This is a genomic window from Caproicibacter sp. (genome assembly GCF_046707225.1).
In the GTDB taxonomy this organism is placed as follows: domain Bacteria; phylum Bacillota; class Clostridia; order Oscillospirales; family Acutalibacteraceae; genus Caproicibacter.
The window spans coordinates 54,844-67,919 of sequence record NZ_JBJKOP010000048.1; the positions used below are offsets into that span (position 1 = coordinate 54,844).

Annotated in this window: 13 protein-coding genes; 12 read left to right on the forward strand and 1 reads right to left on the reverse strand. The window is 53.0% G+C overall.

Annotation, left to right across the window (positions count from 1 at the left end; all coding sequences use genetic code 11):
* Positions 1–158 precede the first annotated feature (158 nt).
* The 11 genes from ACLQ3M_RS13710 (at position 159) to ACLQ3M_RS13760 (ending at position 10,473) form a co-directional block, all read left to right on the forward strand.
* Complete coding sequence (locus ACLQ3M_RS13710; RefSeq protein ID WP_411678254.1) at positions 159–638, forward strand: pyridoxamine 5'-phosphate oxidase family protein; 480 nt, start codon at positions 159–161, stop codon at positions 636–638.
* Positions 639–765: 127 nt separating this feature from the next.
* Complete coding sequence (locus ACLQ3M_RS13715) at positions 766–1,653, forward strand: MBL fold metallo-hydrolase (RefSeq protein ID WP_411678255.1); 888 nt, start codon at positions 766–768, stop codon at positions 1,651–1,653.
* A gap of 51 nt (positions 1,654–1,704) precedes the next feature.
* The gene (locus tag ACLQ3M_RS13720) at positions 1,705–2,739 is read left to right on the forward strand and encodes a threonine aldolase family protein (RefSeq protein WP_411678256.1); all 1,035 of its coding nucleotides are present in this window, start codon (positions 1,705–1,707) and stop codon (positions 2,737–2,739) included.
* Between the two features lie 73 nt (positions 2,740–2,812).
* Entirely contained in the window at positions 2,813–3,793 is a 981-nt protein-coding gene (locus tag ACLQ3M_RS13725) for a D-isomer specific 2-hydroxyacid dehydrogenase family protein (protein ID WP_411678257.1), read from the forward strand.
* Between the two features lie 312 nt (positions 3,794–4,105).
* A complete protein-coding gene (locus tag ACLQ3M_RS13730) occupies positions 4,106–5,611 on the forward strand; it encodes a sodium-dependent transporter (protein ID WP_411678258.1) in 1,506 nt (501 codons plus the stop codon).
* A complete protein-coding gene (locus ACLQ3M_RS13735) occupies positions 5,608–5,703 on the forward strand; it encodes a methionine/alanine import family NSS transporter small subunit (RefSeq protein ID WP_411678259.1) in 96 nt (31 codons plus the stop codon). Before ACLQ3M_RS13730 ends, ACLQ3M_RS13735 begins: the two co-directional genes overlap by 4 nt.
* A gap of 34 nt (positions 5,704–5,737) precedes the next feature.
* Positions 5,738–6,814: a mechanosensitive ion channel family protein gene (locus ACLQ3M_RS13740; protein WP_411678260.1), complete on the forward strand. Its 1,077-nt coding sequence runs from the start codon at positions 5,738–5,740 to the stop codon at positions 6,812–6,814.
* Between the two features lie 234 nt (positions 6,815–7,048).
* Positions 7,049–8,005, forward strand: a complete 957-nt coding sequence (locus tag ACLQ3M_RS13745) for an AEC family transporter (protein ID WP_411678261.1) — start codon at positions 7,049–7,051, stop codon at positions 8,003–8,005.
* Between the two features lie 66 nt (positions 8,006–8,071).
* Positions 8,072–9,241 (forward strand): NADP-dependent malic enzyme, encoded by a 1,170-nt coding sequence (locus ACLQ3M_RS13750; protein ID WP_411678262.1) that lies wholly within the window; start codon positions 8,072–8,074, stop codon positions 9,239–9,241.
* Positions 9,242–9,265: 24 nt separating this feature from the next.
* Positions 9,266–10,030: a threonine/serine exporter family protein gene (locus ACLQ3M_RS13755; RefSeq protein ID WP_411678263.1), complete on the forward strand. Its 765-nt coding sequence runs from the start codon at positions 9,266–9,268 to the stop codon at positions 10,028–10,030.
* Between the two features lie 2 nt (positions 10,031–10,032).
* Positions 10,033–10,473, forward strand: a complete 441-nt coding sequence (locus ACLQ3M_RS13760) for a threonine/serine exporter family protein (protein ID WP_411678264.1) — start codon at positions 10,033–10,035, stop codon at positions 10,471–10,473.
* Between the two features lie 136 nt (positions 10,474–10,609).
* Here ACLQ3M_RS13760 and ACLQ3M_RS13765 read toward each other — a convergent pair whose 3' ends face one another.
* Positions 10,610–12,049: an MDR family MFS transporter gene (locus ACLQ3M_RS13765; RefSeq protein ID WP_411678265.1), complete on the reverse strand. Its 1,440-nt coding sequence runs from the start codon at positions 12,047–12,049 to the stop codon at positions 10,610–10,612.
* Positions 12,050–12,224: 175 nt separating this feature from the next.
* Here ACLQ3M_RS13765 and ACLQ3M_RS13770 point away from each other — a divergent pair, with 175 nt between their 5' ends.
* Complete coding sequence (locus ACLQ3M_RS13770) at positions 12,225–12,839, forward strand: TetR/AcrR family transcriptional regulator (protein ID WP_411678266.1); 615 nt, start codon at positions 12,225–12,227, stop codon at positions 12,837–12,839.
* Positions 12,840–13,076 lie beyond the last annotated feature (237 nt).

The window sequence follows — 13,076 nt, forward strand, 5'->3', positions numbered from 1 at the left end:
CAGAGACCGCGATGAAGACGGGAAGGCCGCGCTTTGCGACATTACTGTGACCAGATTACCGATGCGGTCTGTCTCCTCTGGGGGCCGCAATCGGTTTTTTTATCATCCGGGAGAATGAATTCTTACAGTTGGCGCGCTGCAAAAGGAGATTTTTTATCATGAGACGCAAAGACCGCGAAATCACCGAACTGAACGAAATCGTCAAGATCATTGACCGGTGCGACGTATGCCATATCGGTATGACGGACAAGGGTCTGCCCTATGTGGTGCCGATGAGTTTCGGCTATGCCGTTTCAGAAAACAGGGCTGCCTTTTATTTTCACTGCGCCGGGGAAGGCCGAAAAATCGACCTGCTTCGGAAGGACCCGCGGGTCTGCCTTCAATTTGACTGTTCCCATCGCCTGATTACCGGAGAAAAAGCCTGTGACTGCTCTACGGAGTACGAAAGCGCCGTCGCTTTCGGCATCGCTGAATTCATTACGGATCCGGCGGAAAAGACCGGCGCACTGACCCGCCTGATGGAACATTACCAGTCCGGCGGAGAATTCCGGTTTGATGACCGAATGGTCCGTCAGACCACCGTATTCCAAGTCACGGCCGAACAAATCAGCGGGAAAAGAAAGAAAATGCAGCCTTAGGGGATGAAAAGTGCCCTGCGCGGCCAGAGCTGTGTACGTTTTCAGGTTCAATTTTGCGGTTCGCGCGCGGGGATTCATTCCGACTCGATAACAACCGAGCATTTTGACACCAAGGAGGGGAAATCTTATGTATGAACTGATTCAGGCGGGCGAGCGCACCTTTTATCTGGAGTGTCCCGCGAAAATCGGCATTTTTCTGGAAGACCCGGAACACGTATGGCTGATCGACAGCGGCAACGACAAGAAAGCCGGGAAAAAGGTTCTGAAAGTTCTCGACTCCCGGGGGTGGGCCCTGAGCGGCATCATCAACACCCATTCCAACGCGGACCACATTGGCGGCAACAGCCTGCTGCAAAAGAGAACCGGCTGTAAAATCTATTCGACCGGCCTTGAAAACGCATTCACAGAATATCCGGTTTTGGAGCCCTCCTTTCTTTACGGCGGATATCCCTGCCGCCAGCTGCGCAGCAAATTTTTGATGGCCGAGCCGTGCAAACCAACCGGAACCGTTGAGGAATTTCTTCCCGCCGGGATGGAGTTTTTCCGTCTGGGCGGCCACTTCTTCGATATGATCGGTCTGAAAACTGCGGACGGCGTATGCTTTCTGGCAGACTGCCTTTTCGGGGAAACCATCATCACAAAATATCATCTGAATTTCATCTATAATGTTGCCGAATACCTGCGCACCCTGGACCGTGTGGAGCAGATGAAAGCGGAGCTGTTTGTTCCGGCACACGCTCCGGCTGTCAAAGACATTCGGCCTTTGGTTCAAATCAACCGGGACAAGGTCCATGAAATAGCCGGGAAAATCACATCGTTCTGTGAACCGCCTTCCTCGTTTGAAGAAATCCTGCGTCATATCTTTGACTTCTATTCGCTAAAGATGACTTTTGAGCAATATGCTCTGGTCGGCAGCACCGTCCGTTCCTACCTTTCATATCTGCAGGACACAGAAAAATTGCAGGCGATTTTTTCAGAGAACCGTATGCTCTACCGGCAAACCGTAACGAATTAGGATTCTGTTATTCCTGCCATTCATCTAACATGATATAAAAGAGGTAAATTCATGATTCGATTCAACTGCGATTACAGCGAAGGCGCACACCCGAAAGTCCTGGAACTGCTTTCACAAACCAACCTGGAACAAACCGCCGGTTACGGCGAAGACCCTTATTGCAGGCGCGCGGCCGAACTGATCCGCCAAAAAGCCGCCTGCCCCGACGCCGACGTACAGTTTACCATCGGCGGAACTCAGGTCAACCTGATTGTGATTGCCGCATCCCTGCGTCCCCACCAGGGCGCTCTCTGCGCCGATACCGGGCATATCAACGTCCACGAAAGCGGCGCGGTGGAAGCGACCGGACACAAGGTTCTGCCTGTGCCGGGAACAGACGGAAAAATCACCGCCGCTCAGATTCAGGCTGCCTGCGACGCGCATTTCGGCGACGAGACTCACGAGCACATGGTTCAGCCGGGCATGGTGTATCTCTCCTATTCCACAGAGCTGGGCACCATCTATTCCAAAAAGGAGCTGACCGAAATCAGCGAAACCTGCCGCCGCAACGGTTTACTCCTGTATGTGGACGGCGCCCGCCTCGGCTACGGGCTGAGCGCCGAAGGCTGCGACCTTACACTGCCCGCGCTCGCCGGGCTCTGCGACGCGTTCACCATTGGTGGAACCAAGGTCGGCGCGCTGTTCGGCGAAGCGTTGGTCATCCGTAATCCCGCGCTGAAAAAGGATTTCCGCTACATTCTCAAGCAAAGGGGCGGAATGCTTGCCAAGGGTCGTCTGCTGGGAATTCAGTTTCTCGCCCTTTTGGAAAACGATCTTTACTTTGACATCGCGGCGCGCGCCGACCGGCAGGCCATGCGGATCCACCGCGCCTGCGCGGAAAAAGGCTGGCAATTTCTGTCCCCTTCCCCAACCAACCAGCAGTTTCCGATTCTGCCGGACTCGGCGCTTTCATCCCTGCGGCAGAACTACGAGGTATCCTACTTTGGAAGAATCGACGAATCGCACAGCGCCGTCCGGTTCTGCACCAGCTGGGCGACCCGCGACGAAGACGTGGAACGCCTTGTCCGGGATATCAGCTCCCTGTAAACAGATCTCGGAATTTCGCCACATCCGTTCCGAAAATTCATTGAAGTTTATTGTTTCTTAGAGAGGAATCAGAATGAAAATTACAATTTACAACTGCCGTTCCGACGAAGCGGAATACCTGGAAGGATTCCGCAGCAAGCACGGCGTTGAGCTGTTTGCAACCAAAGAATCCCCGACCGCCGAAACCGTCGGTCTTGCCGAGGGCTGCGAATGCGTCAGCATCATTACCACGCCGATGGACGAAACGCTTTTGAAAACGTACCGGGACGCTGGAATTCGCTTTGTCTCTACGCGCAGCATCGGGTACGACCACATTGATCTGAAAGCGGCGGAAAAGCTGGGAATGCATATCGGCAACGTCAGCTATTCCCCGAACAGCGTGGCGGATTACACCGTCATGATGATGCTGATGGCCGTGCGCAGAGTCAAAGCCATTCTGCTCCGAAGCGCAAACCAGGACTATTCCCTTCGCGGCGTAAAAGGAATGGAAATGCACAACCTGACCGTTGGGGTGATCGGCACAGGACGCATCGGCAGAACGGTGCTGCAAAACCTGACCGGATTCGGCTGCCGCCTGCTCGCCTACGATCTTTACCCGAACGATTCGGTCCGGAAAATCGCGGAATACGTTTCGCTCCCGGAGCTGCTGAAACAGAGCGACCTGATCACCCTGCACATGCCCGCGACCCGGGAGAACCATCATATGATTAACCGCGACACCATTGCGCAGATGAAAGACGGCGTCATTCTGATCAATTCCGCGCGCGGCTCCCTTATTGACACCGACGATTTTCTGGACGCGGTGGAAAGCGGAAAAGTCGGCGGCGCCGCGCTGGACGTTGTGGAAAATGAGGCAGGCCTGTACTACAACGACCTGAAATGCGAAATCATGAAAAACCGCGGCCTCGCGGTTCTCAAATCCTACCCGAATGTTCTGGTGACGCCGCACATGGCGTTTTACACCGACCAGGCGGTCAGCGACATGGTGGAAAATTCCATCAGAAGCTGCATCCTTTTTTCAAAGGGAGAGGAAAACCCCTGGCAGGTCGTCTGAGCCCCTTCTTCCGGCTTGAATAAATTTTGATATTTTTGCATTTTTTAAAGAATTTGATTCATTTTGATTAATTTTAAGAAGTTTTTGTGCTATAATAGCTTTTTGATGTAGGTTTTGGAACCTGTTCCTATAAAGGAGGAACGACATGGCGACGAGAGTTTTTTTCGTCAGATAAAGCGAAAAAAGCAGGATTCTTGCGTTCCGAGTATTTTCAACGCATATGGCGGTAACAATCACCGGCTCAATCGTGTTGCGGCAATGAAAAGGGTTCTTAAAACTGCACGGAAAATTCTTAAGAGTAGGGTGAACAAAATGGATCGAGAACAATGGGGTTCCAGATGGGGATTTGTATTGGCTGCGGTGGGTTCCGCAATCGGCCTCGGCAATATTTGGCGGTTTCCTTATGTTGCCTATAAAAACGGCGGCGGGGCTTTCCTGATTCCGTACATGTTTGCGCTTTTGACCACGGGTTTGTCCTTCGTTGCGCTGGAGTTCGTCATCGGCAAAAAATATCGCGGCTCGGCGCCGCTTTCTTACTTTCGGATTAACCGCCGAATGGAATTTGTAGGTTGGTGGCAGTTTGCGATCAGCTTCGTCATCATGACCTACTATGCCGTTATCCTTGGATGGGCCATGAGCTATATCGGCTTTTCCGCAACGCTCGCATGGGGAACCGACACAAAGGCTTTTCTTTTTAACTCCTACCTGAACGTTCTTCCGAACGCTTCCGTAACAAACTTCGGCGGAATTGAATGGCACGCATTTATTCCGCTGTTGATCATCTGGGTGATTACACTTGCGATTTCTTACCGGGGCGTGAAGCAGGGAATCGAACGCGTCAGCAAAATCGCAATCCCGACCCTGGTGGTTCTTTTCCTGATTTTTGTCATCCGCGCGGTCACGCTTCCGGGTTCTTCTTTGGGGCTGAATGCGTTCTTTGAGCCGCAGTGGAACCAGCTTTTGAATCCCGAAATCTGGAAGGCCGCCTATTCGCAGATTTTTTACAGTCTTTCGCTCGCAATGGGCATTATGATTACGTACAGCAGTTATCTGCCGGAAAAAACCGACACCACGAACAACGCTTTCATCGCGGCCTTTTCAAACTCCGGTTTTGAACTTCTCGCGGGCTTCGGCATCTTTGCCGCGCTTGGTTTTATGGCCCACAATTCCGGTGTGGCGGTCAAAGATCTCGCCGCGGGCGGAATCGGCCTCGCGTTTGTCGTTTTGCCGCAGATCATCAACCAGCTTCCTTTTCCCCAGTTTTTCGGCATCGTCTTTTTCGCCTGCCTGCTGATCGCGGGGATCACCTCGCTGATTTCTCTTTTGGAGGTCTGCATTTCCGCCGCGACGGAAAAATTCGGCTGGAACCGGCACCGCGCCGTTCTGACCATCGGCGGCCTTGCCACTCTGGTCTCCGTCGCCTACTCCACGCGCGGAGGGATGTATCTGCTGGACGTCGTGGACAATTTTGTCAACGGATTCGGCGTGCTCCCGTCTGCGGTTTTTGAAATTGTTCTTGTCCTGTGGGTTTTCCACAAGATGAAGCCCCTGATGGAAGAAGCCAACCTGCATTCTCAGATCCGTCTGGGCGGTTACTTCAAAATTTCACTGGGTTTCATCACCCCCGTTATGCTGGTTATCATTCTTTTCAGCTCTCTGGTTACAAACATCTCGACCGTATACGGCGGGTACCCGGTAAATTTTGTCGGCGTGTTCGGCTGGGGCATGGTAATTCTGATGCTGGTGTTCGCTGTTCTGATTTCACGCCTGTCCTGGAAGGACAAACGTGTCTTTGAGAAAAAGGAGGAAAAGGAATGAGCGCTTCCGCAGTTGTGATGATGATCGTCGCCATATGCGTCATCTGGGGCGGTCTTGCTACCAGTGTCCTTCACGCAATACGCCATTCGTAACGGAGCTGCGGCCGATACCGCGAGGGAGGGATTCATGATGCCGGTTTTGGACTTTATGAGAAAGCTGTGGCAGATTGCCTGGGTTGCTGATTTCGCGATCCCTCTGGCTGTTTTTCTTATTTTTTATCTTCTTCGCGGTTCGGCCGTTTCGTGGCTGTTCCGTCCCGTGCGCAAGCTGAATCGCGGAAAAAGCTGGCCGGTTGAGCTGGAACACAGCTTTCAAAAGCCGCTTCGGGTGCTGATTGCGGCGTGCGGCGCGTACGCTGCGCTGTGGATTTCCCCCGCGGTGGCTCATACCGGCCCCTTCTGGGCCGGTGCCGTCAAGTGTTTCCGCAGTCTGCTGATCCTGCTGCTGGCCTGGGGTTTCTCCCGCCTGTGCGGCAACCGGGAGCTGACCGGCGGTCTGCTGCTAAAAAAGCTGGATGTGAACACCGATGGAGTTCTGTTCCCGTTTCTGTCGAAAATCCTTCGCTTTATCATCCTGTGCCTGGCGCTTTTAATCATCGCCCAGGAATGGAATTACAGCATCAGCGGCCTGCTCGCGGGCCTGGGCCTTGGCGGTCTGGCCTTTGCGCTGGCCGCGCAGGACATGCTGTCCAACCTGTTCGGCGGTCTGGTCATCTTTCTTGACCGCCCGTTTACGATCGGCGACTGGATTCAGGCCGACGACACGGAGGGAACCGTCGAGGACATCAATTTCCGAAGTGTAAAGGTCCGCACCTTTTCACAGGCCGTCGTTACGATTCCGAATTCCAAACTGGTCGACCGACCTGTAACCAATTACAGCAGAATGGGAAAACGCAAGGTCAGCTTTACGGTCGGGCTGAAATACGGGACGACGGAGCGGCAGCTTCGTGCCTGCGCGGACCGGATTCGCCAAATGCTCCTTCAGAATGAGGAGATTGACCCGGAGACCGTCATCGTCTCCTTCAACAATATCGGCGAAAGCAGTCTTGACCTGATGCTTTATTTCTTCACCAAAACGACCGAATGGCAAAACCACCTGAAAGTCCGGGAGGATGTTTACTACGGAGTCCTGAGGATTGTTGAGGAAGAGAAGGCGGAAATCGCCTTTCCCACCCGCACCGTACAGGTCGAAAAAGGAATATAAAGAGCTGCGAAATCTCCCCGCGGACCGCCCTGTGGCGGTCCGTCTTTTGTTTGGTTGATTCTGTCCTCGGGGAATGCTATAATATGGCTAAAACCTGTTCCCGGCAGAAAACAAAATTCAGCAATCAACCCCATAAAATAACATTATAGTCATACCAACAATAACAGCAGCGGCGGAAAGCCGTATTTTTCAAAACGCGCTTTTTGCCCCAATGAATCCGGAGGAACAGTCCAGATGGCTAATTTAATTTTCAGCTTCAATACGGTCGCTCCCGTCTTTCTGCTGGTCGCAATCGGCTGGCTTGCCAGAAAAACCAGCCTGGTCAACGAACACTTCGTTGACCAGGCGAGCAAGCTCAACTTCAGGACAGGTTTGCCTGCCCTTTTATTTTTAAATATTTATCAGGCAAAGGCCTCCGACTTTTTTGACTGGAAGTTTGTCGGCTTGATGTCTTCCGGGTGCCTGTTCTTCGCTTTGATTCTCTGCGTGACCGTACCGAGGATTGTAAAGGACAAACGCAAGGCCTCCGCCATGATCCACACCGTGTTCAAGCCGAACGTCATTGTACTTGGATTTCCGCTGATGATTATGGCTTTCGGCGAGGAGCATTCCGCGGCAATTTCCATGCTGATGCCCGTTCTGATTCCGGTCAACAACATCGTCGCCGTGCTGATCCTTTGCGCCATGGACCCGGAAAATGACGACGTTAAAACACATCCGTTGAAAAAAGCTCTTGTCAGCGTAATGAAAAATCCGATTATTCTCGCGGCGGTCGCCGCGATTCTGCTGCAGCAGCTCGGCGTGCCGCTGCCCGGTGTCCTGACAAAACTGCTCAGCTCCCTGTCCAATATGGCGACGCCGTTCGCTCTGATCACCCTGGGTGCGCAGATGACCATGAGTTCCGTTCTCTCCGACCGTAAATATGTGGTCTCCGCCACGATTCTGAAAGTGCTTGTCACACCTCTTTTCATTGTCCCGCTCGCCTGGTTTTTCGGCTTCCGCGGCTACGAGCTGGCAACGGCCTTTCTTGTTTCGGCCTCGCCGAGCGCCGTCAACTGCTATATGCTCGCAAGGGAAATGCGCTCCGATGAAGTCCTGACCGGCGAAATTATTCTGAGCAGCACTTTCTGCTCCATGTTTGTCATTTTTATCGGCATCTTCGTCCTGAAAACCCTGGCAATCGTATCCTGACGAATGGAATGCAAAAGAATCATCATAGAAATATAGGGGTAAAATACAGCAGAAAGGGAAAAGAATATGGATTACGCGAAAGAATCTCTGAAACTGCACTATCAGTGGAACGGTAAAATTGAAATCAACTGCCGCGTGCCGGTGGAAACCCGCGAGGATCTGTCGCTTGCCTACACGCCCGGCGTGGCGCAGCCGTGCCTGGAAATTCAAAAGGACATTCGGAAGAGCTATGAACTGACCCGCCGCTCGAACCTGGTCGCCGTTGTAACGGACGGCAGCGCGGTGCTGGGGCTCGGGGATATCGGGCCGGAAGCGGGTATGCCCGTAATGGAGGGAAAATGCGCGCTTTTTAAAGCGTTCGGAAATGTGGACGCCGTTCCGCTCTGCATTCGCTCGAAGGACACGGACGACATTGTCAACACCGTCCGGCTGATTGCCGGCAGCTTCGGCGGAATCAATCTGGAAGACATCGCGGCCCCCCGCTGCTTCGAAGTTGAAAAACGGCTGAAAGAATGCTGCGACATTCCGATTTTCCACGATGATCAGCACGGTACGGCCATTGTCGTCGCCGCCGCCCTGATTAACGCATTCAAAGTGACCGGCAGAAAACAGGGCGACGCCAAAATCGTCATCAACGGCGCCGGAGCCGCCGGCATCGCAATCGGGAATCTGCTGCTGGACATGAAGTTCGGCAATGTGATTCTGTGTGACCTCAACGGCGCGATCTGCAGGGGAGACGACAATCTGACTTCCGGCCAGGCGGCGATTTCTCTGAGAAGCAATCTGGAACAGGAGCGCGGTTCTCTTGCCGACGTTATGCGCGGCGCAGACGTTTTTATCGGGGTTTCACGCCCCAATTTGGTCACGGCGGATATGGTTTCATCCATGAATCAACCGATTGTTTTTGCCATGGCGAACCCAACGCCGGAAATCATGCCGGACGCGGCGCTTTCGGCGGGGGCGGCGGTCGTCGGAACGGGCCGCAGCGATTTCCCGAATCAGATCAACAATGTTCTGGTATTCCCCGGCGTTTTTCGCGGCGCGCTCGACGCGCGGGCGTCGGATATCAATGAGGAAATGAAAATCGCGGCGGCTGCCGCCATCGCCTCCTACATCCCGGATGATAAGCTGAAGCCGGACTATATTATTCCAAGCGCTCTCGACCGCAAAGTCCCCGCCGCTGTCGCCAAAGCGGTGGCGGAAGCGGCCGTGAAAAGCGGAGTTTCCCGAATCTGAAATTGAATGCCGGGAGCTGAGCCAATGAATTACAGTGATCTGGTCAACACCGCGGTTGAAGCCGGCTATCTTCTGGTCGCCAACGGCGGCGAGATCTACCGGGCCGAAGAATCCATGCAGCGTATTTTTCGTGCTTACGGCGTGGAAACCGGCGAAGTGTTTGTCATCCCGACCCTGATTGAAGTAACCGTCTGCACGCAGGACGGCAGGCCGATCACACGGATTAAGCGCGTGCCGACGCGTACGATGAATCTGGACCGTGTCGACCAGGTGAACGCCCTTTGCCGGCATATCTGGAGCGACAAGCCGCAGTTTTCCGAAATCAGGGCGGAGCTGGACCACATCGGAAAGCGCCCCACGCTGTCGTTTCCGATGCAAATACTCGCCTTTGCGCTGATTGCGGCGGCCTTTACGCTCTTTTACGGCGGTTCCCCCCGGGACGCCGCCGTGGCTCTGTTCTGCGGCGCGGCGATCCGGCTTGTCACACGGTCTTTGGAACTCTTTCGCGTGAATTCCTTCTTCATCAACGTCGCAGCCAGTTTTGTGGCGGCTACGATTGCCCTGACCGCGGCAAATTTTGATTTTTCCCTGAGCTACGATAAAATGATCATCGGCTCCCTGATGAATCTGGTACCGGGAATCGCAATCACAAATTTTATGCGGGATATTATCGCGGGCGACCTGATCGCCGGAATTCTGCGTCTGACCGAAAGCGTCCTGGTCGCAACCGCCATCGCCATCGGCGCGGGCATTGCCCTGACTGCCTCGCGCATGCTGCTGGGGGTGTAGAAATGGAAATATTTCTGGGCTGCCTGTGGGCATTTGCCGCTTGTGTCGCTTTCTGCTTCCTGTTTAATATCCGCGGGCGCGCACTGATGATTGCCTCCTTTGGGGGATTCCTCGGCTGGCTGTCTTTTTCGCTGCTTTCCCCCCTGCACAACGATATTATTCAATATTTTATCGCAACGGTTATCACGGCGGTCTATTCCGAAAGCATGGCGCGAATCGCTAAGAAGCCCGCGACCGAATTTCAGATTATCGCGCTGCTCCCCTTTGTACCGGGCGGCGGCATCTTTTACACCATGGAATATGTTGTAATCGGCAACAATTCCATGTTTCTCAGCACCGGCCTTCACACGCTGGGAATCGCGGGGGCCCTTGCGATGGGAGTGCTTCTGGTTTCCACAGTGGTCCGGCTCTTTCACATTGCCAGAACCCACCGGGAGTGGTAAAAGCCCGTCCTTTTGGGCAGGCTTGATTTATTTTGTTCTTTTGGGGAATGACCGATTAAAGTACCCGGGCAGCCCTTGGGCATACCTGTATTGATCGAAATACCCGTAGCGGCAGTCCTTCGTTCCTTTGCCGTACTTACTGCTGAACCGCATCCAGCCCTGATTTTTTGTTTTTCGCCAAGAACAGCATAGGGACTACGGCAAGCAAGGTAAAACCGATGGACCACCAGAAAGAGACGTTGAAGGCATGTACTGCCGCATGAAGATCGGAATCGGCACGCCCCGCCATCTGTGCCTGCGCGACGGTCGCGAGGATGGCCGACCCAAACGCACCGCCGATGGTCTGAAAAATCCTTGTCGCGATGCTTGCATGCGGAATTTGCTCTTTCGGCAGACCGACGTAAGCGGACATCATGATGGCGATAAACAAACCGCCGAGTCCGGCGCCCCGAATAAGTAGGGCGGCAGATAAAAGGATAAAATTTGTATCCGCACCGGCAAAAGCAAACGGAAGCGTTCCGATTGTAACTGTGGTAAGGCTGAAAAGCACAATATTGCGCGAACCGCCGCGATCAGCCGCTTTGGCGGCCCAGCCCCGGGTGAACAGCATGCCTGCACCCTGCGGAATCATCCACAGCCCCGCAGCAAGCGCGCTTGCGCCGCGCACGTCCTGATAATAGAGCGGGAGCATCAGCATGGCCCCGTTCGTAATAATTCCGCTGAAAATTAACAGGATATTGGATGCGGAAAAATTGACGGATTTGAACAGCCGCACGTTTAGCGCCGGTTCCCGTTTTGTCTGCAAGGCATGAACAACATACAGAACCATCAAGGCGAGGCCGATGAGCAGCGGAATATAGACCGCGCTGTCCGCAACGCCGCCGTACGTGCTGATCTGGACGATACCGTAAATCAAAATTGCAAATGAGGGCGATAACAAAAGCATACCGAGCAGATCAATAGATGCTTTTTTGTCGAGATGTTCCTCTTTCGGTATCCCCCATACGGAGAGGGGAATCGCTACGATGCAGATCGGAATATTCACCCAGAAGATGGCGTGCCAACCCAAGTTATTGACAATGATGCCGCCCAGCACCGGCCCGAGAATCGGCCCGAGCAGAGATGGTATGCTGATAATTGCCATAATTCGCCCGAGATTGCGGCCGCCTGAAACCTGCACCAGCTCCGTCTGGAGCGTCGGCATTAACAATCCGGCGCCGACCCCCTGAATGACTCGGAACGCGATCATGCTCTCAATGCTCCAGGAAAGCATGGTGCAAATGGAACCAATCAGGAAAATAACCAATGAAAAGATATAGAGGCGTTTGCATCCAAACCGTCTGGTGGCCCAGCCGGAAACCGGAACCGACAGCCCCATTGCCAGCACATAGCCCGTCGTAACCCACTGCACGCTGGAGATCGTTGCCTTCATATCGCCTGCGATGGTGTGGAGCGCCACATTGACCATCGTTGAATCGAACAGTGGCGCGAGCGCGCCGACGATCAGAATAATAGCAACCCGGAGTGCCACCGGGTCAAGTTTTTCTTCTGCCGGTCTCACATTTTCTGTAGTCAAGAATATCATCCTTTCTTCTGCGAAAGAAACGATTGCGTTTCTTATGTGAATATGATAGAATAAATGCGAAACACTTTCAATTCGCATACTACACATGAAAATAAGAAACTATTTCGTTTCCTATGTGCATTTTTTATAAGGATGGATGATATTTTAGGGTTGGAGGGCATTAAGAATGGACGAGCAAAAGAAGGGGACACGTCGTCGCGGCGAGATTTTGGAAGAGGCAATCATGAATGCCACGTTGGATGAGCTCGACCAAACCGGCTATGCACATCTGACGATGGAAAAGGTAGCGGACCGGGCATCAACCAACAAAGCTGTCCTTTACCGTCGTTGGTCCAACAAGTCTGAGCTTGTAATTGCCGCCCTGCACAAATTTATCCCTAAAATCAAGCGTGAGGTTCCGGATACCGGAAATCTGCGGGATGACATGTATGTCTATTTGCAGGCGCTTATTGAACCGCTGAAAAAAGTTGGAGCGCAGACGATTCGCGGACTTATGATAGAGCCCACCGTTTGGCGCAATTTAGCAGCAGCCATCGCGCAGATTCCTTCGGGAAAATGGGAAAACAAACTGACAGCCGCGATGATGGCCATTATGAAAAACGCGGAAAAGCGCGGGGAAGTCTGTCTTGAAAGGCTGTCGCCCAGGATCATCTCCCTGCCGGTCGACCTGTTGCAGTATGAGCTAATCACAAAACAGGAAATTTCCGACACAGCCGTCGCGGAGATTGTAGACGAAATTTTTATGCCGCTCATCCGTTATAGTCAAACAGCAGATAAATAATGTTAAATCCCAATTTAGGAAGACCGGTTCGTCCTTTTTGATAAACCCGTCTGCATTTTTTCACATCCCAACCACCTTCAGTCTGCTTGAATTTACTTGTTTCTATAAAAGAAGGGGCTGTTGCAAAACAGCGCCGAAAAAAAGCCGGAACAACCATACCAAAAGGTATTGGCTGCTCCGGCTTTTTGCTTTAGAATTTAGTTGTGACACAAAATGAAAAGCTCTTAGAGCATAACA

Coding starts and splice junctions, on each gene's coding strand:
- ACLQ3M_RS13710 (WP_411678254.1), top strand. CDS start 159: ATGAGACGCAAAGACCGCGAAATCACCGAACTGAACGAAATCGTCAAG.
- ACLQ3M_RS13715 (WP_411678255.1), top strand. CDS start 766: ATGTATGAACTGATTCAGGCGGGCGAGCGCACCTTTTATCTGGAGTGT.
- ACLQ3M_RS13720 (WP_411678256.1), top strand. CDS start 1,705: ATGATTCGATTCAACTGCGATTACAGCGAAGGCGCACACCCGAAAGTC.
- ACLQ3M_RS13725 (WP_411678257.1), top strand. CDS start 2,813: ATGAAAATTACAATTTACAACTGCCGTTCCGACGAAGCGGAATACCTG.
- ACLQ3M_RS13730 (WP_411678258.1), top strand. CDS start 4,106: ATGGATCGAGAACAATGGGGTTCCAGATGGGGATTTGTATTGGCTGCG.
- ACLQ3M_RS13735 (WP_411678259.1), top strand. CDS start 5,608: ATGAGCGCTTCCGCAGTTGTGATGATGATCGTCGCCATATGCGTCATC.
- ACLQ3M_RS13740 (WP_411678260.1), top strand. CDS start 5,738: ATGATGCCGGTTTTGGACTTTATGAGAAAGCTGTGGCAGATTGCCTGG.
- ACLQ3M_RS13745 (WP_411678261.1), top strand. CDS start 7,049: ATGGCTAATTTAATTTTCAGCTTCAATACGGTCGCTCCCGTCTTTCTG.
- ACLQ3M_RS13750 (WP_411678262.1), top strand. CDS start 8,072: ATGGATTACGCGAAAGAATCTCTGAAACTGCACTATCAGTGGAACGGT.
- ACLQ3M_RS13755 (WP_411678263.1), top strand. CDS start 9,266: ATGAATTACAGTGATCTGGTCAACACCGCGGTTGAAGCCGGCTATCTT.
- ACLQ3M_RS13760 (WP_411678264.1), top strand. CDS start 10,033: ATGGAAATATTTCTGGGCTGCCTGTGGGCATTTGCCGCTTGTGTCGCT.
- ACLQ3M_RS13770 (WP_411678266.1), top strand. CDS start 12,225: ATGGACGAGCAAAAGAAGGGGACACGTCGTCGCGGCGAGATTTTGGAA.